General features: G+C 71.0%; 18 protein-coding genes. 12 read left to right on the top strand and 6 right to left on the bottom strand.

Features of this window, described 5'->3' with window-relative positions; genetic code table 11:
• The first annotated feature begins 5 nt into the window (after window positions 1–5).
• From EOE66_RS02845 to EOE66_RS02835, 3 genes are all read left to right on the top strand, one after another.
• Entirely contained in the window at window positions 6–227 is a 222-nt protein-coding gene (locus tag EOE66_RS02845; RefSeq protein WP_128227158.1) for a hypothetical protein, read from the top strand.
• Between the two features lie 134 nt (window positions 228–361).
• A complete protein-coding gene (locus EOE66_RS02840) occupies window positions 362–1,150 on the top strand; it encodes a DNA adenine methylase (RefSeq protein WP_128227157.1) in 789 nt (262 codons plus the stop codon).
• 215 nt (window positions 1,151–1,365) lie between these two features.
• On the top strand, window positions 1,366–2,265 hold the full coding sequence (locus EOE66_RS02835) for a PEP-CTERM sorting domain-containing protein (protein ID WP_128227156.1): 900 nt from the start codon (window positions 1,366–1,368) through the stop codon (window positions 2,263–2,265).
• Window positions 2,266–2,292: 27 nt separating this feature from the next.
• Here the strand turns inward: EOE66_RS02835 and EOE66_RS02830 are convergent, their stop codons facing one another.
• Together EOE66_RS02830 and EOE66_RS02825 are read right to left on the bottom strand one after the other, a co-directional pair.
• A complete protein-coding gene (locus tag EOE66_RS02830) occupies window positions 2,293–5,100 on the bottom strand; it encodes a serine/threonine-protein kinase (protein ID WP_128227155.1) in 2,808 nt (935 codons plus the stop codon).
• Between the two features lie 53 nt (window positions 5,101–5,153).
• Entirely contained in the window at window positions 5,154–5,717 is a 564-nt protein-coding gene (locus EOE66_RS02825; protein WP_128227154.1) for an ECF-type sigma factor, read from the bottom strand.
• A 279-nt stretch (window positions 5,718–5,996) separates the two neighbouring features.
• On the opposite strand from EOE66_RS02825, the gene EOE66_RS02820 reads away from it, so the two are divergent.
• Window positions 5,997–6,854 carry a 23S rRNA (adenine(2030)-N(6))-methyltransferase RlmJ gene (locus tag EOE66_RS02820; RefSeq protein ID WP_128227153.1) on the top strand — a complete coding sequence of 286 codons (858 nt, stop codon included), beginning with the start codon at window positions 5,997–5,999 and terminating at the stop codon, window positions 6,852–6,854.
• 30 nt (window positions 6,855–6,884) lie between these two features.
• Complete coding sequence (locus EOE66_RS02815) at window positions 6,885–7,568, top strand: CAAX prenyl protease-related protein (protein ID WP_128227152.1); 684 nt, start codon at window positions 6,885–6,887, stop codon at window positions 7,566–7,568.
• Window positions 7,569–7,584: 16 nt separating this feature from the next.
• Here the strand turns inward: EOE66_RS02815 and tgt are convergent, their stop codons facing one another.
• Complete coding sequence (tgt, locus tag EOE66_RS02810) at window positions 7,585–8,712, bottom strand: tRNA guanosine(34) transglycosylase Tgt (protein ID WP_128227151.1); 1,128 nt, start codon at window positions 8,710–8,712, stop codon at window positions 7,585–7,587.
• Window positions 8,713–8,744: 32 nt separating this feature from the next.
• On the bottom strand, window positions 8,745–9,830 hold the full coding sequence (gene queA, locus EOE66_RS02805) for a tRNA preQ1(34) S-adenosylmethionine ribosyltransferase-isomerase QueA (RefSeq protein ID WP_128227150.1): 1,086 nt from the start codon (window positions 9,828–9,830) through the stop codon (window positions 8,745–8,747).
• 48 nt (window positions 9,831–9,878) lie between these two features.
• Between queA and recG the strand changes: the two genes are divergently transcribed.
• The 5 genes from recG (at window position 9,879) to EOE66_RS02780 (ending at window position 18,322) form a co-directional block, all read left to right on the top strand.
• Window positions 9,879–11,954 (top strand): ATP-dependent DNA helicase RecG, encoded by a 2,076-nt coding sequence (gene recG, locus EOE66_RS02800; protein ID WP_128227149.1) that lies wholly within the window; start codon window positions 9,879–9,881, stop codon window positions 11,952–11,954.
• 39 nt (window positions 11,955–11,993) lie between these two features.
• Window positions 11,994–12,917, top strand: coding sequence for a hydrogen peroxide-inducible genes activator (locus EOE66_RS02795; RefSeq protein ID WP_128227148.1), 924 nt, complete (start codon window positions 11,994–11,996; stop codon window positions 12,915–12,917).
• A 152-nt stretch (window positions 12,918–13,069) separates the two neighbouring features.
• Entirely contained in the window at window positions 13,070–15,286 is a 2,217-nt protein-coding gene (gene katG, locus EOE66_RS02790; RefSeq protein ID WP_128227147.1) for a catalase/peroxidase HPI, read from the top strand.
• 189 nt (window positions 15,287–15,475) lie between these two features.
• Window positions 15,476–16,003 (top strand): Dps family protein, encoded by a 528-nt coding sequence (locus tag EOE66_RS02785; RefSeq protein ID WP_128227146.1) that lies wholly within the window; start codon window positions 15,476–15,478, stop codon window positions 16,001–16,003.
• Window positions 16,004–16,096: 93 nt separating this feature from the next.
• Window positions 16,097–18,322 carry a GAF domain-containing protein gene (locus EOE66_RS02780; RefSeq protein ID WP_128227145.1) on the top strand — a complete coding sequence of 742 codons (2,226 nt, stop codon included), beginning with the start codon at window positions 16,097–16,099 and terminating at the stop codon, window positions 18,320–18,322.
• Here EOE66_RS02780 and EOE66_RS02775 read toward each other — a convergent pair whose 3' ends face one another.
• Complete coding sequence (locus EOE66_RS02775; protein WP_128227144.1) at window positions 18,323–18,997, bottom strand: biliverdin-producing heme oxygenase; 675 nt, start codon at window positions 18,995–18,997, stop codon at window positions 18,323–18,325. It abuts the gene before it with no gap.
• A complete protein-coding gene (locus tag EOE66_RS02770) occupies window positions 18,997–19,932 on the bottom strand; it encodes a pseudouridine-5'-phosphate glycosidase (RefSeq protein ID WP_128227143.1) in 936 nt (311 codons plus the stop codon). The genes EOE66_RS02775 and EOE66_RS02770 overlap by 1 nt, the downstream gene beginning before the upstream one ends.
• 68 nt (window positions 19,933–20,000) lie before the next feature.
• Here EOE66_RS02770 and EOE66_RS02765 point away from each other — a divergent pair, with 68 nt between their 5' ends.
• Window positions 20,001–21,629 carry a peptide chain release factor 3 gene (locus EOE66_RS02765; protein ID WP_128227142.1) on the top strand — a complete coding sequence of 543 codons (1,629 nt, stop codon included), beginning with the start codon at window positions 20,001–20,003 and terminating at the stop codon, window positions 21,627–21,629.
• A gap of 147 nt (window positions 21,630–21,776) precedes the next feature.
• Entirely contained in the window at window positions 21,777–23,018 is a 1,242-nt protein-coding gene (locus EOE66_RS02760) for a BLUF domain-containing protein (protein ID WP_164884975.1), read from the top strand.
• The last annotated feature ends 16 nt before the right edge of the window (window positions 23,019–23,034 follow it).

Below are 23,034 nucleotides of genomic sequence, written 5' to 3'. Positions count from 1 at the left end.
CCGGGATGACCATCAAGCAGAGTGGCCAAGGCGAGGACGCTGCCTGGGAAGTGTGGGTCGGCCGCAGCCGCAGGCGCTTGTTCGTGTGGCGGAAGCTCGGCGGCCGCGAGGCGGCGCACGAGGCGGCCAAGCAGGAAGAGCAGCGCATGCGGGCCGAGCAGCCCAAGCCTCTGGCCAGGGCCTCGGCATGGCTCAGGCAGGCGATCGGGCCGCGCAAAGGGCCCTGAGCGGCCGTAAAGAACAGGGCGACTGGCTGAGGTGCGGTAACACCTCATCCAGCCGCCAGTCAGCAGTAGGAGCTGCTTCCCAGCCAAGGCCCTGCCGCCTCGCGAGGCGGGCCGAGGATGTACCGGAGCACTCGATGGCACAACCCATCATCCCGTGGATCGGGGGTAAGCGGCGGCTCGCCGAGACCCTGATCAACCGCTTTCCGCCGCACACCTGCTACGTTGAGGTGTTCGCCGGCGGCGCCGCTTTGTTCTTCATGCGCCCGCCCGCCGAGGTGGAAGTGATCAACGACGTGAATGGCGAGCTGGTGAACCTCTACAGGGTCGTGAAGCACCACCTGGAAGAGTTCGTCAGGCAGTTCAAGTGGGCGCTCAGCTCGCGCGAGGTCTTCAAGTGGACCCAGGCCACGCCGCCTGAGACCCTGACCGATGTGCAGCGGGCCGCTAGGTTCTTTTACCTGCAGCAGCAGGCCTTCGGCGGCCGCGTCGACGGCCAGACATGGGGCACGGCTACCACTGGCGGCCCGATCAATCTGCTGCGCATCGAGGAGAACCTCAGCGCTGCCCACCTTCGCCTTGCTGGCGCCTTCGTCGAGCATCTGGACTGGGGCACGTGCGTGGATCGGTACGACCGGCCGCACACGCTCTTCTACCTCGATCCGCCCTACTGGCAGACCGAGGGATACGGGGTGCCCTTCCCCTGGTCCGAATACGAGCGGCTGGCTGAGAAGCTGGCTTCGATCAAGGGCAAGGCCGTGCTGAGCATCAACGACCACCCCGACATACGCGCCTGCTTTGCTGGCTTCGAGCTGGAGGAGCTGAGCATCGACTACACGGTCGGTGGTGGCCAGAACCGGGCAGCCAGGCAGGAGCTGATCATCTACAGCTGGCCGCGGAGCGCTGACCCGCCCGGCCTGTTCTGAGCATCCTGGCCGCCGCCTCTTTCCTCCTCGGCAATTTCCTTGCCGCCTGGGAAAGAAGGCCGGTCTGCGGTTTATCTCACTTGCGGGCCGAATTTTTCGCGCGCGGCATCAGCCCGGCCCCCCGTGGCTGCGGGGGGCCGGCCGCCGCCGATGAGCTCCTGGGCTCAGGTGCCCTGCTTTGCAGGGTGACCCCTTCCCACACCGAGAGCGCCCCCATGATCCACAGCCCCTTGTTCCGTGCCGCCGCGGCGGCCGCCCTTCTTGGCGCCACCGCCCAGGTTTCGGCCGGTGTCGTCTACGCCAGCAACAGCAACTCGCTCTACACCCTGAACAAGGTCGACGGTTCCGCCACCTTGGTCGGAACCATGCTGACGGCCGCCAGCGGCCGCGCCGTGATCGACATGACCGCCGTGGGCACGACGCTCTACGGCCTGGTGCAGCAGCAGGTGGGCAACGTGGTGCAAACCAACCTGGCGGTGATCGATGCCGCCACGGCCACCCTCACCGACCTGCCGCTGATCAACGGCATCGTCACCAACAGTGGTCCGGCGCGTCGCATCGACGCGATCGCCTACGACGCGGCCAGCGGCCGCATGTACGGGGTGAACAACGGACCCGACCGCTCGCTGTACACCCTCGACCTCGTCACGGGCGCCGCCACACGCATCGGCGCACTGCCCAGCGTGAGCGACCCCAACATCCAGTACCGCAGCCTGGGTTTTGGCGCTGGCGGTGCGCTGTTCGCCGCGCTCATCACCGCCGGCAGCAACAGCGCCTCCCAGCTCGTGCGCCTGGACCCCGCCACCGCCGCGCAGACCCTGGTGGGCTCCACCTTGGCCGACACCATTGCCGACCTGGCCTACGACGCCGACGATGGCGTCTTCTACGGTGGTGGGTCCAGAACCGAAGCCTCGACCGGCAACACGGTGACCGCGTTCCTGTCCATCAACACCCTCACGGGTGCGGCCACGGAACTGAGCAGCGGCTTCGCAGGCGGGTGGAACGGGCTGGCCGTCGTGCCAGCCGCCGTTCCCGAACCCGGCACGCTGCTGCTCGCGGCGCTGGCCATCACCGGCCTGCTGGCAGGGCAACGGCGCAAGCCCATGGCGCCCTGAACCAGGCCGGGCCGGGGCCGGGCGGCCTCAGCGAACGCCCAGGGCCGCCAGCTGGCCCTGCCACCAGGGTGTGAGCTGGCCGGCCCGGGCCAGTGCCGCCCCACTTTGGCGGGCCTCGGCCAGCGCAGCTTGCGCTGCGGCATCGCCCTCGCCAGCCCAGGCGGCCCCCAGGGCCTGCGCCCAGGCCAGGCGCACGCGCACCAGCGCCAGGCTGGGTGTGGCCTGCAGCTGCGCCTGCAACGCGGCCTGTGCATCGCGCAAGGTCGCCTGGGCTGCAGGCCTGTCGCCCAGGGCGTGCTGCACCTGGGCCTTCAGCAGGAAGGCTTCGGCCAGGTCGGCCGCCGCCCGCGGGTTGGCGGGCAAGGTGGGCGGCAGGTGCGCCAGTTGCGCCAGCGCGGCCCGGGCCTGCCCCTGCTTCAGCAGGCTCTGCGCGAGCTCGCGCTGCAGGTACAGGTGCTGCGCGTAGAACGGGCCGTCGGCCGGCGTGAACACCGCGCTCACGGCCAGCAGTGCGGGCAGCTCGCGCGCATTGGCGGCCAGGGCTTCGGCGTCGCCGATCAGGTTGTTGACTTCGCCAAAACGGCGGCCGATGTTGGCCAGGCGCGCGCGCAGGTGGCGGTCGTCGGGCTCGGCGCGGTGGCGGGCCCACAGGGCGTCCAGCGCCTCGCGCGCCGCGGCGCGGGCGTCGGCGTGGGCCAGGCGGTGCGCCTGGATCTCGGCCAGGCGTGACTGCGAGGTGCTCAGGTACACGGCCGCGTCGCGGCTGTCGCGCATCTGGCGCAGGGTGCGGGCCGTGGCGAGCGCGTCTTGCACGGCGGGCAGCGCGTCATCGGCCCGGCCTTCGGCCAGCAGGCGTGCCGCCTTGAAATCCTGCGCCACGCGCAGGTTCTCGTGCGTCTTCAGCCCCGGTGACAGGGCCAACAAGGCCTGCGCCGCGGCCAGCTGCGTTTCGGCCAGGGCCAGGCCGCGGGCGTAGGCCTCGCCGGTCTGCCGCGTGCTCACGCCGGCCAGGCGCTGCACGGCGTCGAAACGCGCGTCCTGGGCTTCGAATTGCAGGCCGGCATCGGCGCCCGCGGCTGCCACGGCCTTCTCGGCCAGCGCCAGGGCTTCGTCGAAACGGGGCAAGGCCTGCGGCAGCTGGCCCTGGCTGAAGGCGTTGTCGCCCAGGCGCACCAGCGTGCGGGCCAGGGCCACGCAGGCCGAGCGGGCCGTGCCGGGCTGGCCCGACGCCGTCGGGCCAGCCGGGGCCGCCCCGCTGGCCGCTGCCCCAGTGCGCGGCGCTGCGGGCTGGACCACGCCGCTGGCGCACAGGCTGCGGCGCAGCGCCTCGGCGCGTTCGTAACTGCGCTGCGCGCCCGGCAGGTCACCCAGGTTCGCGCCCGTGACGCCCTTGCCCTGCATGTCGCCCACGGCTTCGAAGCCGTCGGCCACGTCGGCCAGCAGGGCCTGGTCGCCGCTGGCCTCGCGGCTCAGGCCCTCCAGGTAGCTGAGCGCGTCGGCCACCAGGGTGCGGCGCACGGCCAGCGTGCCGGGCACGGGTTCCAGCGCGCGGTTGTAGTCGAACACCACCTTGTTGGCGATGCTGCGCACGGCTTCCAGCCGGGCCTGCGCCACGGCCTGCTGGCGGCGCGCCTCCATGGCGTTGAGCTGGGCCCAGGCCGCGGCCGACAGCACGGCCACCGTGGCCAGGCTCGCCCCACCCACGGCCCAGCGGTGGCGCGAGACGAACTTGCCGGCGCGGTAGGCCGCGCTGGGCACGCGGGCCGTGACCGGCCGGCCCTCGAGGTAGGCCTGCAGATCGGCGGCCAGGGCTTCGACCGAGGCATACCGCCGGGCCCGCGGTTTCTCCAGGGCCTTCAGCACGATGGCGCGCAGGTCTTGCGGCACGCGGGCTTGCTGCAGCGGCAGCGGGTCAGGCTCGCGTTCCAGCACGGCGCGCAGCGTGGCCAGGGTTGAGGCCGATTCACCGCTGGCCACCAGCGCCCCGCCGCTCGGCCCGAAGGGCCGCTTGCCCGTCAGCAATTCGTACAGCACCACCCCCAGGCTGAACACGTCGGTGGCCACCGAGACGGGCTGGCCCAGCAGCTGTTCCGGGCTGGCGTAGGCGGGCGTGCAGGCCGCGCGCTGCGTGTGCGTGCCTTCGTCGCCCGACAGCACCTTGGCGATGCCGAAGTCCAGCAGGCGCACGCGGCCCGTGGTGTCCACCAGCACGTTGGCCGGCTTGATGTCGCGGTGCACCAGCAGCTGCGCGTGCGCAAACTGCACGGCGGCACACAAATCAAGCACCAGCCGCAGCCGCGCGGTGGTGTCCAGCCCCTGGCGCTGGACGTGCAGGGGCAGCATCACGCCATCCACGTACTCCATCACCAGGAAGGCACAGCCCTGGTCGTGGCCGGCATCCAGCAGGCGGGCGATGTTGGGGTGTTCCAGCCGGCCCAGCGCGCGCGCTTCTGCGGCAAGGCGCGCCGCGCCTTCGCTGCCCACCAGCGCGGGCGGCAGCACCTTGATGGCCACTTGCTTGTCGAAGGCGCCGTCGGCACGCTCACCCAGCAGCACCACGCCCATGCCGCCATGGCCGATCTCGCGCAGCACGCGCCACGCGCCCAGGCGCTCGGGCCAGCCCCCGGCACCGACGCTCGCCGCCCAGCGGGCCGGCGCCCCGAGCCCGGGCGAGGTGGCCATGGCGCCGGGCAGCAGGGCCAGCACCGCCGCGGCCAACGCTGGCTCTTCGGTCTGCAGGGCCAGGATGCGTGTCTCGCGTTCGGCCGCAGGCAGCTCGCTCAGGTCGTACAGGGTTTGCTTGAGGGCTTCGGGATCGGGGTGCGGGTGGGTCACGAACAGGGGTCTCGGCGTGTCGCGGGCGTGCTTCGGCGTGCTTCCGGGGTGTCTCAGGTCATCAGCTGCGCCAGGCGAGCGCGGGCGTAGACCCAGTCGCGCTTGACCGTGGGCTCGCTCACTTGCAGGGCCGCGGCGATCTCGCCCACGTCCAGCCCGGCGAAGACCTTCATCTCCGCCACCTGGGCGGCGCGGGCGTCTTCGGCGGCCAGCTGCGACAGCGCCTGGTCGATGGCCAGCAGCTCTTCGGGGCCGGCGGCCGGGCAGGGCGCGGCGTCGGCCAGCGACACCGTCACGTGCGGCACGTCGCCCTGGCGTTTGGCCGCCCGGCGCGCATTGGCGTGGTTCACCAGGATGTGCCGCATGGCGCGCGCCGAGAGCGCCATGAAGTGGCTGCGGTCGGCCAGCTGCAGCGGGCGCTCGCCTGCGCTGAGCTTGAGCCAGGCCTCGTGCACCAGGGCGGTGGGCGACAGCGTGTGGCCCGAACGCTCCTGGGACATCAGGCGCGCTGCCAGGCGGCGCAGCTCGGTGTAGAGCAGGGGCCAGTGGGCGGCCACATCAAAACCAGCCTCGCCAAGCGGCAAGCCGGCGGGTTGGTCGGGGATCAGGGCATCCATGGGGCGCGCAGGCTAACCCAAGGCCCGGCGAGCCCGCCCCCATGGCCCCGGGGGGCGCCAGGGCCGAATGTGGCGCACTGCACAACCAGGGCCGATGGCGCGGGAAATTGCGCGCGCTTCGGCCGGTGGCGGGGTGCCCTTGACGCAGCCCTTGACGCAGCCCTGGCCGCGGGCCGGTGCGCCCGTGGCACCATCGCTGCATGAATCTGCCCCAAGCTCACTTCGTTCGCGGCCCCCGAGGCGTGTGTCAGCACCTTCGGGCCCACGGGCAGGCCTGACGTGCTCGCCTACCGACACGCCTTCCACGCCGGCAACCACGCCGACGTGCTCAAACACACCGTGCTGGCCCTCGTGCTGCAGCACATGAACCAGAAAGACAAGGGCTGGCGCTACATCGACACCCACGCCGGCGCCGGGGGTTATTCACTGGAAGGCGAGTACGCCAAGAAGCGCGGCGAGTTCGAACTCGGCATCGCCAAACTGCTGGATCGCCCCGACCTGCCCGAACCCCTGGCCGAACTGGTGACGCTGGTGCGCGCCTTCAACGGCGGCCCGCGCATCACGCAGTACCCCGGCTCGCCGGCCATCGCGCAGATGCTGATGCGCCCGCAAGACCAGCTGCGCCTCTTCGAGATGCACCCCACCGACCACAAGATCCTGGCGAGCTACCTGGGCGACATGCCGGGCATCGAGGTCAAGCTGGCCGACGGGTACGGCTCGCTGAAATCGCAGCTGCCGCCGCCCACGCGGCGTGGCGTGGTGTTGATCGACCCGCCCTACGAGATCAAGACCGACTACGCGCGCACGCTGGCCGCGCTGCGCGAGGCGCTGGAGCGTTTTGCCGACGCCGTGGTGGTGATCTGGCTGCCGCAGCTGCAGCTGCTGGAAGCCGCGCAGCTGCCGCCGCGCTTGAAAGCCACGGCCGACAGCGCCGGCAAGAAGGGCTGGCTGCACGCGCAGCTGACCGTAGCGCAAGCCGACGAGCGCGGCTTCGGCATGCTGGGCAGCAGCGTCTTCGTGGCCAACCCGCCGCACACGCTGTTCACGGCGCTGCAGCCGGTGCTGCCCTTCCTGGTGCAGACCCTGGGCCAGTTCGACGGGGCGCGCTCGGCGCTGGACCGTTCGGCCAAATCCTGATGTCTGCGATCTGCTGATTTCGAGGTGGTGATGGACCTGCGGTTTCGCCGCTCGGCGCTGGTGCGCGTGGCGCCCTTTGTCTTCTTCATGGCCGTGCTGGCCTTGCGCGGCCATGCGCCCACCGATGGCAGCTGGGGCTTCGACACCCGTTGGCTCTATGCGCTGCAGGCCGGCGGCACGGCGCTGCTGCTTGCGCTGTGGTGGCGCGAGTACGGCGAGATCTCGCGCCAGACCTGGCTGACGCTGCGCGAGGCGCTGTTCGCCATCGCCGTGGGCGTGGCGGTCTTCGTGCTGTGGGTGAACCTGGACGCGCCGTGGATGAACCTGTCCACCGCCAGCACCGAGCCCTTCGTGCCGCGCACCGCCACGGGCGGGCTCGACTGGGCGCTGATCGCCGTACGCATCGCCGGCGCGGCGCTGGTGGTGCCGGTGATGGAAGAGCTGTTCTGGCGCAGCTTTCTCATGCGCTGGATCCAGCAGCCGGTCTTCGAGAGCGTGTCGCCCGCGCAGGTGGGCCTGCGCGCAGTGGTGCTGAGCACCTTCGTCTTCGTGCTAGCGCACACCCTGTGGCTGGCCGCCATCGTGGCGGGCCTGGCCTACGCCTGGCTCTACATCCGCACTGGCAAGCTCTGGGCCGCAGTGCTGGCGCATGCCGTCACCAACAGCGTGCTGGGCGTGTGGGTGGTGATGACGGGGAACTGGCAGTTCTGGTGAAGCTGCCGCCGCGGCGCTAGACGCCGCGCGCCCGGTCGGCGTGGAACTGCACGCGCCAGCTGTCGAAGCGGTCTTCGTCCAGCGCCTGGCGCACCTCGCGCATCAGGTTCACGTAGTAGTGCAGGTTGTGGATGCTGGCCAGCATCGGGCCCAGCATCTCGCCGCAGCGGTCGAGGTGGTGCAGGTAGGCGCGGCTGAAGTTCTTGCAGGTGTAGCAGGTGCAGGTTTCGTCCACCGGCGCTTCGCTGTCGCGGTGGCGGGCGTTGCGCACCTTCAAGTCGCCGAAGCGCGTGAAGAGGTGGCCGTTGCGCGCATTGCGCGTGGGCATCACGCAGTCGAACATGTCCACGCCCTGCGAAACACCTTCGACCAGGTCTTCGGGCGTGCCCACGCCCATCAGGTAGCGCGGCTTGTGCGCCGGCAGGCGGTGCGGGGTGTGCGCCATGATGCGCAGCATCTCGTCTTTCGGCTCGCCCACGCTCACGCCGCCCACGGCGTAACCCGGCAGGTCCATCGCCACCAGCGCGTCCAGCGACTCTTGCCGCAGGTTTTCGAACATGCCGCCCTGGACGATGCCGAACAGCGCGTTGGGGTTCTCGAGCCGCGCGAATTCGGCTTGGCTGCGCTTCGCCCAGCGCAGGCTGAGTTCCATGCTCTTGCGCGCCTCGGCCTCGGTGGTGAGGTGGCCCTTCACCTCGTAGGGCGTGCACTCGTCGAACTGCATGACGATGTCGCTGTTGAGCACGGTCTGGATCTGCATGCTCACCTCGGGCGTGAGGAAGAGCTTGTCGCCGTTGACGGGCGACGCGAACTTCACGCCCTCTTCCGAGATCTTGCGCATCTCGCCCAGGCTCCAGACCTGGAAACCGCCGCTGTCCGTCAGCATGGGCTTGCTCCAGCCCTCGAAGCGGTGCAGCCCGCCGAACTTGCCGATGACGTCCAGCCCCGGGCGCATCCACAGGTGGAAGGTGTTGCCCAGGATGATCTGCGCGCCCATCTCCTCCAGGCTGCGCGGCAGCACGCCCTTCACGGTGCCATAGGTGCCCACCGGCATGAAGACCGGCGTTTCCACCGTGCCGTGGTTCAGCGTGAGCGTGCCGCGGCGCGCGTGGCCGTGGGTCTTGTGGAGTTCGAACTTGAGCATCGGGCGATTGTCGGTGCGCTGGCGCGCTGGCTTCAGCGCGCCAACTGCAAGAGCATCGCGTCGCCGTAGCTGAAGAAGCGGTAGCGGCTTTCCACCGCGTGCCGGTACAGCGCCTGGATGTGGGCGTGGCCGGCAAAGGCGCTCACCAGCATCATCAGCGTGCTCTTGGGCAGGTGGAAGTTGGTGAGCAGCAGGTCCACCACGCGGAAGTCGAAGCCCGGGGTGATGAAGATGTCGGTGTCGCCGCGGTAAGGGCGCAGCGCGCCGCCACCCGCACGCGCAGCCGATTCCAGCGCGCGCAGCGTGGTGGTGCCCACCGCCAGCACACGCCCACCGGCGGCGCGTGTGGCTTCGATGGCGGCCACGGTGGCCTCGCTCACCTCGAACCACTCGCTGTGCATGCGGTGCTCGGCGATGTTCTCCACGCGCACCGGCTGGAAGGTGCCAGCGCCGACGTGCAGCGTCACCGCAGCACGGCCCACGCCTTGCGCGGTCAGCGCCGCGAGCACAGCGTCGTCGAAGTGCAGCGCGGCCGTGGGCGCGGCCACGGCGCCGGGGTGGGCGGCGAACACGGTCTGGTAGCGCGCTTCGTCTTCGGCGTTGTCGTCGTGCGTGATGTAGGGCGGCAGCGGCACGTGGCCGTGGCGCGCCAGCAGGTCCAGCACCGGCGCCGGAAAGCGCAGGTGGAAGAGCGCGCCTTCCGGGCCGGCGCGGCCCAGCACCTCGGCGTCGAAGGCGTCGGCGAAACGCACCACACTGCCGGCCTTGGGGCTCTTGCTGGCGCGCAGGTGGGCCCAGACCTCGTGCACGTCTTCGCCCGGCAGGATGCGTTCGACCAGCGCTTCCGCCGCACCGCCGGTGGGCTTTTCGCCGAGCAGGCGAGCCTTGATGACGCGCGTGTCGTTGAAGACCAGCAGGTCGCCGGCGCGCAGCAGGCCGGGCAGTTCGCGAAACACGCGGTCCACGGGCGGCGCACCGGCTTCGCGGCCGTCGAGCAGGCGCGAGGCGCTGCGCTCGGCGGCGGGGTGCTGTGCAATCAGTTCGGGCGGCAGCACGAAATCGAAGTCGTGCAGCGTGTAGGCCGGGGCGGGGGTGGAGGCGGAAGAAGAGGGCTTCATGGGCAGGCTGTACCGACCTGTTGATGAGGGGGAGGTCAAAATTGTTCCATGCCGACCGAGAAGGCCCCAGCGCCTGCCGCCAAAGCCCTGCCCGCGCCGGTGCGTGCCATGCACAAGCTGGGCCTGGTGCGCGACATCGACCTGGCCCTGCACCTGCCCATGCGCTACGTGGACGAGACGCGCATCGTGCCCATCAGCAGCCTGCGCGATGGCGACACCGGCCAGGTGCAGGGCACGGTGAGCGAGTGCCGCGTGGAGTCGCGCGGCCGCCGCCAGCTGCTGGTGAAGCTGGACGACGGCCACGGCGAGCTCACGCTGCGGCTGCTGCACTTCTACCCCTCGCACCAGAAGACGCTGGCCGTCGGCCAGACGGTGCGCGCGCGCGGCGAGGTGCGCCACGGCTTCTTCGGCCGCGAGATGGTGCACCCCGAGTTCCGCGCCGTGCAGCCCGACACGCCGCTGCCGCAGGCGCTGACGCCCGTCTACCCCAGCACTGCCGCTCTGCCGCAGGCCTACCTGCGCAAGGCCGTGATCTCGGCGCTGGGCCGTGCGCCCTTGCACGAACTGCTGCCGCCCGGCGTGGTGCCGCCGGGCCTGCCGCCGCTGCGCGAGGCGCTGCACACGCTGCACCACCCGGGCCGAGAGACACCCACCGAAGCGCTGGAAGACCACAGCCACCCCGCCTGGCAGCGCCTGAAGTTCGAGGAGCTGCTGGCCCAGCAGCTGAGCCAGGCGCAGGCCCAGGCCGCGCGCGCCAAGCTGGCCGCGCCGGTGCTGCAGGGCGCGCCCGGCGGGCTGGCCGAGCGCCTGCTGGCCGCGCTGCCCTTCACGCTGACGGCCGCGCAGCAGCGCGTGGTGGCCGAGATCGCCGCCGACCTGGGCCGCCCGCAGCCCATGCACCGGCTGCTGCAGGGCGACGTGGGCAGCGGCAAGACCGTGGTGGCCGCGCTGGCCGCCGCCGCGGCCATGGGTGCGGGCTGGCAGTGCGCGCTGATGGCGCCCACCGAGATCCTGGCCGAGCAGCACTTCCGCAAGCTGGTGGGCTGGCTGGCGCCGCTGGGCATCACGGTGGCCTGGCTCACCGGCAGCCGCAAAGGCAAGGCACGCCAGGCCGAGGTGGAGAAGGTAGCCCGCGGCGAGGCGATGCTGGTGGTGGGCACGCACGCCGTGATCCAGGACGACGTGGTCTTCGCGAAGCTGGGGCTGGCCATCGTGGACGAGCAGCACCGGTTTGGGGTGGCCCAGCGGCTGGCCTTGCGCAAGAAGCTGGAAGGCGAAGGCGCGCCCCCAGGCAAGCAGCTGGAACCGCATCTGCTCATGATGAGCGCCACGCCCATCCCGCGCACGCTGGCGATGAGCTACTACGCCGACCTCGACGTCAGCACCATCGACGAACTGCCGCCCGGCCGCACGCCCATCGTCACCAAGGTCTTTGCCGATGGCAAACGGCCCGCCGTCATCGAACGCATCCGCGAAGAGGTGGCACAGGGCCGGCAGGTGTACTGGGTGTGCCCGCTGGTGGAAGAAAGCGAGCACATCGACCTGCAGAACGCCACCGCCACGCACGCCGAGCTGACGGCCGCGCTGCCGGGCGTGCTGGTGGGCCTGCTGCACGGCCGCATGAAGCCGGCCGAGAAGGCGGCGGTGATGGCGCTGTTCACCGCCGGCGAGATGAAGCTGCTGGTCGCCACCACCGTCATCGAGGTGGGCGTGGACGTGCCCAACGCCAGCCTGATGGTGATCGAGCACGCCGAGCGTTTCGGCCTGGCGCAGCTGCACCAGCTGCGCGGACGCGTGGGCCGCGGCGCGGTGGCCAGCGTGTGCGTGCTGCTGTACACCGCGCCACTCTCGCCCACGGGCAAAGACCGCCTGAAGGCCATGGCCGAAACCAACGACGGCTTCGAGATCGCCCGGCGCGACCTGGAAATCCGCGGCCCCGGCGAGTTCATGGGCGCGCGCCAGAGTGGCGATGCGCTGCTGCGTTTTGCCGACCTCGCCGAAGACGGCGCGCTGCTGCAGCGCGCCCGTGAGGCCGCACCACGCCTGCTGCGCGAGCAGCCCTCGGTTGCAGCCGCCCATGTGCAGCGCTGGCTGGCGAGCAAGGCCGAGTACCTGAAAGCCTGAGACCCCGCCCGCGGCGCCGCGCAAAGGAGAATCAACCCCATGACCCTGACCGAGCTCAAGTACATCGTCGCCGTGGCGCGTGAACGGCACTTCGGCCGCGCTGCCGAAGCCTGCTTCGTGAGCCAGCCCACGCTGAGCGTGGCGATCAAGAAGCTGGAGGAAGAACTCGACGTGAAGATCTTCGAGCGCGGCGCCTCGGAAGTGAGCGTCACGCCCTTGGGCGATCAGATCGTGCGCCAGGCGCAGCAGGTCATCGAGCAGGCACAGGCCATCCGCGAGATCGCCAAGCTCGGCAAAGACCCGGTGAGCGGCCCGCTGCGCCTGGGCGTGATCTACACCATCGGCCCCTACCTGCTGCCCGACCTGGTGAAGAACGCCATCGCCACCGTGCCGCAGATGCCGCTGATGCTGCAGGAGAACTTCACCGCCAAGCTGCTGGACATGCTGCGCACCGGCGAGCTGGATGCCGCCATCATGGCCGAGCCCTTCCCCGACACCGGCCTGGCCGTGGCACCGCTGTACGACGAGCCCTTCATGGCCGCCGTGCCTGCGGGCCACCCGTTCGCGCAGCGTGCCTCGGTGACCGCCGAAGAGCTGAAGAACGAGACCATGCTGCTGCTGGGCACCGGCCACTGCTTCCGCGACCACGTGCTGGAGGTCTGCCCCGAGTACGCACGTTTTGCCAGCAATGCGGAGGGCATCCGCAAGAGCTTCGAGGGCAGCAGCCTGGAGACCATCAAGTACATGGTGGCCTCGGGCATGGGCGTGACAGTGGTGCCACAGCTCAGCGTGCCGGCCGAGGTGCAGGCGCACATCCGCTATGTGCCCTTCACCGCGCCGGCACCCACGCGCCGCGTGGTGCTGGCCTGGCGCCGCACCTTCCCGCGCTACGAGGCCATCGCCGCGCTGCGCAACGCCATCTACGCCTGCCCGCTGCCGGGTGTGACGCGGCTGACGGCCTGAGCGCAGCCTGCGGGTGATCCCGGGGCTATGGCGGCCATAGGCCCGCCGGCTATTCCGCCCTTCGATGCAATTGCGTTGACCCTCACCAGGGCGGTTTCTACATTCGACCTCCTGAACCCGCCTGCCCAGGCGCAGCCCCAAGGAGACCCGCGATGTCCAACGAAGCCAAATGCCCTTTCAACCACAGCGCCATGACCATGGCCGCCGGTGGCCGCAGCAACCGTGACTGGTGGCCCGAGCAGCTGAACCTCGACATCCTCAGCCAGCAATCCGAGAAGACCAGCCCCCTGGGCCCGGACTTCGACTACGCCCAGGCATTCGCCCAGCTCGACCTGGATGCCGTCGTCGCCGACCTGAAGGCGCTGATGACCGACAGCCAGGAGTGGTGGCCGGCCGACTGGGGCCACTACGGCGGCCTGATGATCCGCCTGACCTGGCACGCTGCCGGCACCTACCGCATCGCCGACGGCCGCGGCGGCGCCGGCACGGGCGCGCAGCGTTTTGCGCCGCTGAACAGCTGGCCCGACAACGGCAACCTCGACAAGGCCCGCCGCCTGCTGTGGCCCGTGAAGCAGAAGTACGGCAACAAGCTCAGCTGGGCCGACCTGCTGGTGCTGGCCGGCAACGTGGCCCTGGAGAGCATGGGCTTCAAGACCTTCGGCTTCGCCGGCGGCCGCCCCGACATCTGGGAACCCGAGAAGGACATCCACTGGGGCGCCGAGACCGAGTGGCTCGCCACCAGCGACAAACCCAACAGCCGCTACAAGGGCGACCGCGAGATGCAGGGCCCCTTCGGCGCCGTGCAGATGGGCCTGATCTACGTAAACCCGCAAGGCCCGGATGGCCAACCCGACCCCGTGGCCAGCGGCCGCGACGTGCGCGAGACCTTCGCGCGCATGGCCATGAACGACGAGGAGACCGTGGCGCTGGTGGCCGGCGGCCACACCTTCGGCAAGGCCCACGGCGCGGGACCTGAGAGCCACGTCGGCCGCGAGCCCGAAGGCGCCTCCATCGAAGAACAGGGCCTGGGCTGGAAGAACAGCTTTGGCAGCGGCAAAGGCGCGCACACCATCACCAGCGGCATCGAAGGCGCCTGGAAGCCCAACCCCACCACCTGGGACAACGGCTACTTCGACATGCTCTTTGGCTACGAATGGGAGCTGAGCAAGAGCCCCGCCGGCGCCTGGCAGTGGCACCCGAAGAACTGCAAGCCCGAGCACCTGATCCCCGACGCGCACGAGCCCGGCAAGAAGCACCCGCCGATGATGACCACGGCCGACCTCTCGCTGCGTTTCGACCCCGCCTACGAAAAGATCAGCCGCAAGTTCCACCAAGACCCGGCCGCCTTTGCCGACGCCTTCGCCCGCGCCTGGTTCAAGCTGACGCACCGCGACATGGGCCCGAAGGCGCGCTACCTGGGCAAGCTGGTGCCGCAGGAAACGCTGATCTGGCAAGACCCGGTGCCCGCCGTCGACCACCCGCTGATCGACGCCGCCGACCAGGCCGCGCTGAAGGCGCAGGTGCTGGCCTCGGGCCTGAGCACGGGGCAGCTGGTGCGCACGGCCTGGGCTTCGGCCAGCAGCTTCCGCGGCAGTGACAAACGCGGCGGCGCCAACGGCGCGCGCATCCGCCTGGCGCCGATGAAGGACTGGGAAGCCAACAACCCGGCCGAGCTCGCGCAGGTGCTGACAACGCTGGAAGGCATCCAGGCCGGCTTCAATGCCACGGCCGGCGGCGGCAAGCATGTCTCGCTGGCCGACCTGATCGTGCTGGCCGGCAGCGCCGCAGTGGAAGCCGCCGCGAAGAAGGCGGGTGTGGACGTGGCCGTGCGCTTCGCGCCGGGCCGCACCGACGCCCGCGCCGACCAGACCGATGTCGAGAGCTTCGCGGTGCTGGAGCCGCGGGCCGACGGCTTCCGCAACTTCGCCAAGCCGGGCCTGGCGGCGCACGCGGCCGAGCTGCTGGTCGACAAGGCGCAGCTGCTCACGCTCACCGCGCCCGAGATGACGGTGCTGGTGGGCGGCCTGCGCGTGCTGGGCGGCAACCACGGCGGCGCGAAACACGGCGTGTTCACCACGCGTGAAGAAGCGCTGACGAACGACTTCTTCGTCAACCTGCTCGACATGGGCACCGCCTGGCAGCGCAGCGCCACGGAGGGCGTGCTGGAAGGCCGCGACCGCAAGACCGGCGCGCTGAAGTGGACGGCCACCACGGCCGACCTGGTGTTCGGCTCGAACTCGGTGCTGCGCTCGCTGGCCGAGGTCTATGCGCAGAGCGACTCGCACGAGAAGTTCGTGCGCGACTTCGCCGCCGCCTGGACCAAGGTCATGAACCTCGACCGCTACGAGCTGCCGAACAAGGGGCTGTGATGAAGCTGCTGCGCCGCGCCGTCGGCGCTGTCATCGCCGCAGGGGGTTTCACCCTGCTGGTGGCGGCACCCCCAGGCCCCGCTGCGCCCTGGGCCTGAGGCCCGGCGCCACTGTGCCCCGGGGCACAGAACCCGACCCCCGGCTTCGCTAGAGTCCGGGGGTTGTTTTTCACTTTCGGGAGAACCCAGCATGGCCAAGAAATCCAGCGGCAAGAAAGCCGGCGCGGTGGCCGCCACGACCGGCGGCGCACTCATCAACATCGGCATCAGCGAGCATGACCGCGGCGCCATCGCCGCTGGCCTGAGCCGCCTGCTGGCCGACACCTACACGCTCTACCTCACCACCCACAACTTCCACTGGAACGTGACGGGCCCGATGTTCAACAGCCTGCACGCCATGTTCATGGCGCAATACACCGAGCTGTGGAATGCGGTCGACCCCATCGCCGAGCGCATCCGCAGCCTGGGCCATGCGGCGCCCGGCAGCTACCAGCAGTTCACCGCACTGAGCACGCTGCCGGATGCCCCGGCGCTGCCGCCCAAGGCGCTGCAGATGGTGCAGATCCTCGTCGACGGCCATGAGGCCGTGGCACGCACGGCGCGCAGCATCTTCCCGCTGGCCGATGCCGCCAGCGACGAGCCCACCGCCGACCTGCTGACGCAGCGCCTGACGGTGCACGAGCAGACGGCCTGGATGCTGCGATCGCTGCTCGAGTGACCCGGCGGAGGGCCGCCGGCCAAGGGTTCACGCGCAGCCTTTCTCCTTGATAACGATCAGCCCCGCGGGGCGGCCCTGTGCTACCTTGGGCCGATGGACAGCCCCGCCTTCGGCCAGGCCACCCTGAGCAACTGCGAACGAGAGCTGATCCATCTGGCGGGCTCGGTCCAGCCCCACGGTGTGCTGCTGCTTTTGCAGGCCGCTGCTGGCCTGCCGGTGCTGCAGGCCAGCCAGAACACCGCCGCCCTGCTGGGCCTGGAAGCCCAGGCCTTGCTGGGCCGGCCGCTGGCGCTGCTGGGCGGCGACGTGGCCGAGGTGGTGCGCCACCACCTGCCCCGCCTGGCCGGCCTGGGCGAAGTGCCGCTGCCGCTGCGCTGCCACAGCGGCCAGGGCCGCGAGCGGCGCTACTTCGAGGGCACGCTGCACCAGCCGCCCGGCGGCGGCCTGGTGCTGGAACTCGAGCCCGTCGACCGCGGTGTGGGCCTGGGCGGCGGCAAGGCCGTCGCCGCCAGCCTCACCGACCCGCACAGCCCGCACGGCGCGCGCAGCATCGCCGCTGCGGTGCAGCGCTTCTCGGCCGCCGGCACGCTGAACGGCCTGTGCGAGGCCGTGGTGCAGGTGCTGCGCGAGCTCACCGGCTACGACCGCGTGATGGTCTACCGCTTCGACCCCGACGGCCACGGCGAGATCTTCGCCGAGGCCAAGAAGCCTGAACTGGAACCGCTGCTCGGCCACCACTACCCGGCCACCGACATCCCGCAGCGCGCGCGTGAGCTCTACCTGCGCATGCGCGTGCGCGTGCTGGCCGACGTGCACTACACGCCTTCGCCGCTGGTGCCGCCCATGCGGCCCGACAGCGGCGAGGCGCTGGACATGTCGATGTGCCACCTGCGCAGCATGAGCCCGCTGCACCTGCAGTACCTCAAGAACATGGGCGTCACCGGCACGCTGGTGGCCGCGCTCGTGCGCGAAGGGCGGCTGTGGGGCCTGATCGCCGCCCACCACTACCAGCCCCGCCACCTGAGCCTGGCCTTGCGCCAGGTGGTGGAACTGCTGGCCGAGGTGGCCTCCACGCGCATCGCGGCCATCGAGAACTACGCGCACGTGCAGGTGGCGCTGATGGTGCAGCGCCTGGAACAGCGCCTGATCGAGGCCACCAGCACCGAAGGCGACTGGCGGCACGCACTGCTGCGCAGCCCGCAGACATTGCTGCAGCCGCTGGAAGCCACGGGCGCCGCGCTCTTCCACGGCGACGACGTGCTCACCACGGGCGAGGTGCCTTCCACGCGCGAGTTGCGCGCGCTGTGCGATTGGCTGCACGCGCAGCCCGTGGGCAGCGACCAGGGCGCACCCTTCAGCTGCACCGCGGTGGGCCGGCTGCACCCGCCGCTGGCCGGCCTGGCGGCCACGGCCTGCGGGGTGATGGCGGTGCGGCTCTCGGTGCAGCGGCCTGAATACCTGATGTGGTTCCGTCCCGAGCAGCTGCAGACCGTGAAGTGGGCCGGCAACCCCGACAAGGCGGCGCTGCTGGCCGGCGACGGGGCGGGTGGCACCGAGGGCGAACAGGGCCTGCCGCAAGACCCGCTGCAGCTGTCTCCGCGGCGCTCTTTCGCCACCTGGTCGGAGATCGTGCGCGGCAGCGCGCGGCCGTGGACGCTGGCCGAACGCAGCATGGCACGCGCCATCGGCACGGCGCTGGTCGACATCATCGTGCAGGTCAACGCCGTGCGGCTGCTGATCGCCGAGCACCAGCTGGCGCAGATCCGCGCGACGGTACATGCAGCGCGTGAGCCGGTGCTGATGAGCGACGCGGGCGGCCGGCTGATCTTCGCCAACCAGGCCTTCGGCGCCTTGCGGGGCGGAAGTGGGCTGCCCGCCAGCGGCAGCGAGGTGGCCCTGCTCTTCGAAGAACCTGCGCGGGTGCAGGCGGTGCTGGCCGAGCTGGCCCACCAGGCCTGGCGCGGTGATTGGGTGGTGGCCGGCCCGGGCACGCCCGTGGCCGTGCGCGCCGAAGCCGTGCCGGCGCGGGACGGCAGCCTGCTGGGCTGCATCTTCGTCTTCGACGATCTGCGCGCCCGGCGGCAGACAGCGCGTGCGCGCCAGCGACTGGAGGCCTCGCTGGTGCAGGCCAGCAGCGCGGGGCGGCTGCACGACGAGGTGCTCGGCGCCATCCTGGGCAATGCCAGCCTCGCGGCGATGGACATCGCCGACGCCGTGGGCGCGCCTTCGGTGGCGCCGCTGCTGCAGGAGGTGGAAGCCTCGGCGCAGCGAGCCACGCAGCTCTACGACCGGCTGCGCGGCTTCACCACCGGCGGCTGATCAAGCGGCGGCCAGTTCCTCGAACAAGACGCGGTGCTGGGTGAAGGCCCACAGCGCTTCTTCGACCGTGGCGTCTTGCTGCGCGGCGTCGAAGGGCAGGCTGCCGAGTGCGCGGCGCAGCTGCTGGCGCAGCAGCAGCACCTGCGGCGTGTCACCGAAATCGTAGAAGCGCGTGCCGGGCGCGCTGTCGCCGGCCGGCAGGGCGTAGAGCCGAGCCACCAGCCGCTGCAGCACCTGGCCGCCGTGCAGGTCGCCCAGATAGCGCACGTAGGCGTGTGCCACGAGGCTGGGCGCGGCCTCGGCCGCCGGGGCGGCCTGCAGGGCCTGCAGACGTGCCACGTAGGCCCGCATCGCGGCGGCCAGCGGCAGCGCCTCGGCCCAGCCGGGGCCGTGCAGGACCGCCAGGTCTTCGACCAGCGCCGGCGCGCGTTGCAGCGGGCCGGCGGCCAGGATCACGAGGGCAGGCTCGACCGCGTGGGCGGCCAGCGCCGCCTCCAGCGCGGCATAGAGCGCCTGCAGGTTGCGCAGCATCGCGCAGTAGCCCGCGCGCGGCAGGCGCCCGGCCAGCAGCGCGGCCATCGCGCCGCTGCGCTCGGTGGCGGTGTGCAGCTCGCGCGTGGCCTCGCGCAGCCGTTCGGGCAGCGCGGAAGCCACGGGCACCGCGCCGGCGGCCATCAGGTCTGGCCCACTTGGATGTGCAGCGCAACCAGTGCGCCGGCCACCTGGGCCGCCAAGCGCGCATTCGAGAGCACCAGCTCGATGTTGGCCTTCAGGCTGGCGCCGCCGGTGAGTTCGCTCACGCGCGCCAGGAGGAAGGGTGTGACGGCGGCGCCGGCCACACCTTGCGCTTGCGCCTCGGTCAGCGCCTGCGCGATGTAGCCGGCGATGCGCGGCTGCGGAATCTCGTGTTCGCGGGCGATGGGGTTGGCGATCACCACGCCGCCCTCCAGCCCGGCCTGCCACTTGGCGTGCAGCACGGCGGCCAGCTCGGCGGGCGTGTCCGCCCGGGCGGGCAGCTTCAAGCCGCTTTCGCGCGAATAGAAGGCCGGCAGTTCATCGGTGCCAAAGCCGAGTACCGGCACGCCCTGCGTTTCCAGGTATTCCAGCGTCAGCGGCAGGTCGAGGATGGCCTTCGCGCCGGCGCAGACCACGGCGACCGAGGTGCGCGCCAGCTCCTGCAGGTCGGCGCTGATGTCGAAGCTGGTCTCGGCACCGCGGTGCACGCCGCCGATGCCGCCGGTGGCAAAGACCCGGATGCCGGCGAGCGCCGCGACGATCATGGTGGCGGCCACCGTGGTGGCACCGGTGGCACCGCGCGCGATGAGCAGCGGCAGGTCGCGCCGGCTCGCCTTGGGCACGGCCAGACCCTGCTGCGCCAGGCTTTCGATCTGCTCGCGCGACAGGCCCGCCTTCAGCCGGCCATCGATGACGGCGATGGTCGCCGGCACGGCGCCGTGTTCACGCACGGCGGCTTCCACGCGCAGCGCGGTCTCGGCGTTCTGGGGCCAGGGCATGCCGTGGCTGATGATGGTGGACTCCAGCGCCACCACGGGCCGGCCGTGGTGCAGAGCGTCGGCCACTTCGGGGTGCAGGTCGAGCAAGGCGTTCATGTCGGGCCGATCATCGCACCGCCCCACCACCGCGGCCGATAATCGCGCTCCTTCTGAGCCCGCGCACCATGTCCACCGATCTCGCCCCGCAAGTGCGCCGCCGCCGCACCTTCGCCATCATCAGCCACCCCGACGCGGGCAAGACCACGCTGACGGAGAAGCTGCTGCTGTTCTCGGGCGCCATCCAGATCGCCGGCAGCGTGAAGGCGCGCAAGGCCACGCGGCACGCCACGTCAGACTGGATGGAGATCGAGAAGCAGCGCGGCATCTCGGTGGCCAGCTCGGTGATGCAGATGGAGTATCGCGACTGCGTCATCAACCTGCTCGACACGCCGGGCCACCAGGACTTCAGCGAAGACACCTACCGCGTGCTGACCGCCGTGGACGCGGCGCTGATGGTCATCGACGCCGCCAACGGCGTGGAACCGCAGACGCGCCGCCTGCTGCAGGTGTGCCGCGCGCGGAACACGCCCATCCTCACCTTCGTCAACAAGATGGACCGCGAGGTGAAAGATCCCCTCGCGCTGATGGACGAGATCGAGCGTGAACTCGGCATGACCGTGGTGCCCTTCACCTGGCCGGTGGGCATGGCCAAGTTCTTCGGCGGCGTGCTCGACCTGCGCAAGGACCAGATGCGCGTGTTCTCGCCCGGTGAAGACCGCGTGGCGGGCACGGAAGAGATCGTCGATGGCATCCACAACCCGGTGCTGAAGGAACGCTTCGGCGCGGCCTACGAGCAGGCCGAAGGCGAGATCGAGCTCGTGCGCGACGCCGCGCCGTCTTTCGAGGCGGCCGAGTTCCTGGGCGGGCGCCAGACGCCGATGTTCTTCGGCTCGGCGGTCAACAACTTCGGCGTGCAGGAGGTGCTGGACGCGCTGGTCGACCTGGCGCCGCCGCCGGCCGAGCGCCGCGCGATGCAGCGCGTGGTGCAGCCCGACGAGACCAAGTTCACTGGCGTGGTGTTCAAGATCCAGGCCAACATGGACCCGGCGCACCGCGACCGCATCGCCTTCGTGCGCGTGGCCAGCGGCAAGTTCACGCGCGGCATGCGCCTGAAGGTGGCGCGCAGCGGCAAGGAGCTGCGGCCCAACACCGTCGTCACCTTCATGAGCCAGCGCCGCGAGCTGCTGGACGAGGCTTTTGCCGGCGACATCATCGGCATCCCCAACCACGGCGTGCTGCAGCTGGGCGACACGCTCAGCGAAGGCGAGAGCCTGCAGTTCACCGGCCTGCCCTTCTTCGCGCCCGAGATGTTCCGCAGCGTGGAGGTGGCCGACCCGCTGAAGACCAAGCAGCTGCGCGCCGGCCTCACGCAGCTGGGCGAAGAAGGCGCGATCCAGGTTTTCCGCCCGGTGGCGGGCACCGTGCTGCTGCTGGGCGCGGTGGGGCAGCTGCAGTTCGAGGTGGTGGCGCACCGGCTCGAGCATGAATACAGCTGCAAGGCGCGCATCATGCCGGCGCGCTACAACGTGGCGCGCTGGGTGACGTGCCCGCCGGAGAACGGTGGCGACAAGGAGCTGCAGCGTTTCATCGACGGCAACAGCCACCGCGTGGCGCTGGACGCGGTGGACGCGCCCACCGTGCTGCTGGAATACGCCGGCGAGCTGCGCGCCATGCAGGACAACTGGCCCAAGATCCAGTTCCACGCGCTGCGTGAACACGCGGGGCTGGTGTTCCAGAAGCAACTGGACGGTTGAAGACCAGCGCCGTCATCGCCGCTCAACACTGGCTGCGGTAAAGTTCTCCTGACACTTTCCATCGCGCGCCCTGGCCGTACTTCAGCGCACGAACCCCGGGCCCGCTGCCCCTGCACCGGCGGCGCCCGCTGCCAGGAGAACGCAGCCGTGAAGCAACCCGAAGACGCCCTGAACCGGCGCGCCCTGTCCCAGCTGGTCTACCGCAGCCGCGCCACACGCGAGCTGGCGCCGCAGGAGGTGCAGGCCCTGCTGGAAACGGCCCGCGCACGCAACGCGCGTGAACAGCTCACGGGCCTGTTGGTGCTGGACGGCGGGCGCTTCTTCCAGTGGCTGGAAGGCCCGCGCGAGGCGCTGGAGCGCGTGTGGGCTTCCATCCAGCGCGACCACCGCCACCACAGCATCGAACGGCTGCAGACGCCCTGGCGCGCCGAGCGACTCTTCGCCGACTGGCACATGCAATGCGGCAGCACCCAGGCCCTGCCCGAAGTGCCCGGCACCTGGGCCCTGCCGGCCGAGGTCAGCCCGGCGCGCGTGCAACGCGGCGACGAGATTCCCGCCTACCTCAGCGGCTTGGCGCTGTGGGCCCACCTGCCGCCGCCGGCACAGATGGCCGAAGCGCTGCTGGCCGACGACGAGACCCAGGCCCGCGCGCTGGGCGACCGCGTGGCCCGTCTGCAGCCCGACGCTGGCGCCCTGGGCGCCCACGTGCTGGGGCCGGTGTCGCGCGCGATGGCCGCCGCCTGGCAGGACGACCGCTGCACCGGCACGCAGCTCGTCGTGGCGCAAGGTCGGCTGCAGACGCTGATGCGCCAGGCCTGCCCGCTCACCGACCGTGGCGGCTCGGCCAGGCCGGAGGCGCTGGTGGCGCTGTGGCCCGGTGAAACGCACCTCGCTGGCGTCACCTTCGCGGGCATCGCGCTCGATGGCGCCGGCTGGGCCGTGCGCTGCGCCTTCCCGGCCCGGCTGGCCGAGCTGGAAGACCTGCTGGCGCGCCAGGCCGTAGACCTGCTGCACATCGCCATCAGCCCGGTCTTCTGCCGCGACGAGCAACTGCCGGCGATCGCCGCCGCCGTGCGCCGCCTGCGCCAGGCTTCGGCGCAACCGCGCCTGATGGTGGTGCTGGGGGGCCAGGCCTTCCAAGACCTGCCCGGCCTGGCCGTGGTGCTGGGCGCCGACGACACCGGCCTGGAAGAAGGCAGCACTGCGATGGACCTGCGGCGCATGCAGCGTTGGACGCAGGTGCGCAGCCGGTCACCCGGCGCGATGGTGGCGCAGGCGCTGCTGAACGACGTGACGCTGAACATGCAGCGCCGCCTGTTCGGCGTGCCCGAGGAAGAGCAGCCGCTGCAACGCCCCGGCGGCTCGGCCAACGACCAGCAGGCCGACTGAGCCCCTCACGCGCTGG

The organism is Rubrivivax rivuli, assembly GCF_004016505.1.
In the GTDB taxonomy this organism is placed as follows: Bacteria; Pseudomonadota; Gammaproteobacteria; order Burkholderiales; family Burkholderiaceae_C; genus Rubrivivax; species Rubrivivax rivuli.
This window is presented reverse-complemented; position numbering and strand designations above follow the sequence as displayed.

Excerpts from the sequence above, each read along its gene's own strand:
- queA (WP_128227150.1), bottom strand. The coding sequence starts at position 9,830 with ATGAAGCCCTCTTCTTCCGCCTCCACCCCCGCCCCGGCCTACACGCTG.
- EOE66_RS02780 (WP_128227145.1), top strand. The coding sequence starts at position 16,097 with ATGGACAGCCCCGCCTTCGGCCAGGCCACCCTGAGCAACTGCGAACGA.
- recG (WP_128227149.1), top strand. The coding sequence starts at position 9,879 with ATGCCGACCGAGAAGGCCCCAGCGCCTGCCGCCAAAGCCCTGCCCGCG.
- EOE66_RS02825 (WP_128227154.1), bottom strand. The coding sequence starts at position 5,717 with ATGGATGCCCTGATCCCCGACCAACCCGCCGGCTTGCCGCTTGGCGAG.
- EOE66_RS02775 (WP_128227144.1), bottom strand. The coding sequence starts at position 18,997 with ATGGCCGCCGGCGCGGTGCCCGTGGCTTCCGCGCTGCCCGAACGGCTG.
- EOE66_RS02795 (WP_128227148.1), top strand. The coding sequence starts at position 11,994 with ATGACCCTGACCGAGCTCAAGTACATCGTCGCCGTGGCGCGTGAACGG.
- katG (WP_128227147.1), top strand. The coding sequence starts at position 13,070 with ATGTCCAACGAAGCCAAATGCCCTTTCAACCACAGCGCCATGACCATG.
- EOE66_RS02845 (WP_128227158.1), top strand. The coding sequence starts at position 6 with ATGACCATCAAGCAGAGTGGCCAAGGCGAGGACGCTGCCTGGGAAGTG.
- EOE66_RS02840 (WP_128227157.1), top strand. The coding sequence starts at position 362 with ATGGCACAACCCATCATCCCGTGGATCGGGGGTAAGCGGCGGCTCGCC.
- EOE66_RS02815 (WP_128227152.1), top strand. The coding sequence starts at position 6,885 with ATGGACCTGCGGTTTCGCCGCTCGGCGCTGGTGCGCGTGGCGCCCTTT.
- tgt (WP_128227151.1), bottom strand. The coding sequence starts at position 8,712 with ATGCTCAAGTTCGAACTCCACAAGACCCACGGCCACGCGCGCCGCGGC.
- EOE66_RS02835 (WP_128227156.1), top strand. The coding sequence starts at position 1,366 with ATGATCCACAGCCCCTTGTTCCGTGCCGCCGCGGCGGCCGCCCTTCTT.
- EOE66_RS02770 (WP_128227143.1), bottom strand. The coding sequence starts at position 19,932 with ATGAACGCCTTGCTCGACCTGCACCCCGAAGTGGCCGACGCTCTGCAC.
- EOE66_RS02785 (WP_128227146.1), top strand. The coding sequence starts at position 15,476 with ATGGCCAAGAAATCCAGCGGCAAGAAAGCCGGCGCGGTGGCCGCCACG.
- EOE66_RS02765 (WP_128227142.1), top strand. The coding sequence starts at position 20,001 with ATGTCCACCGATCTCGCCCCGCAAGTGCGCCGCCGCCGCACCTTCGCC.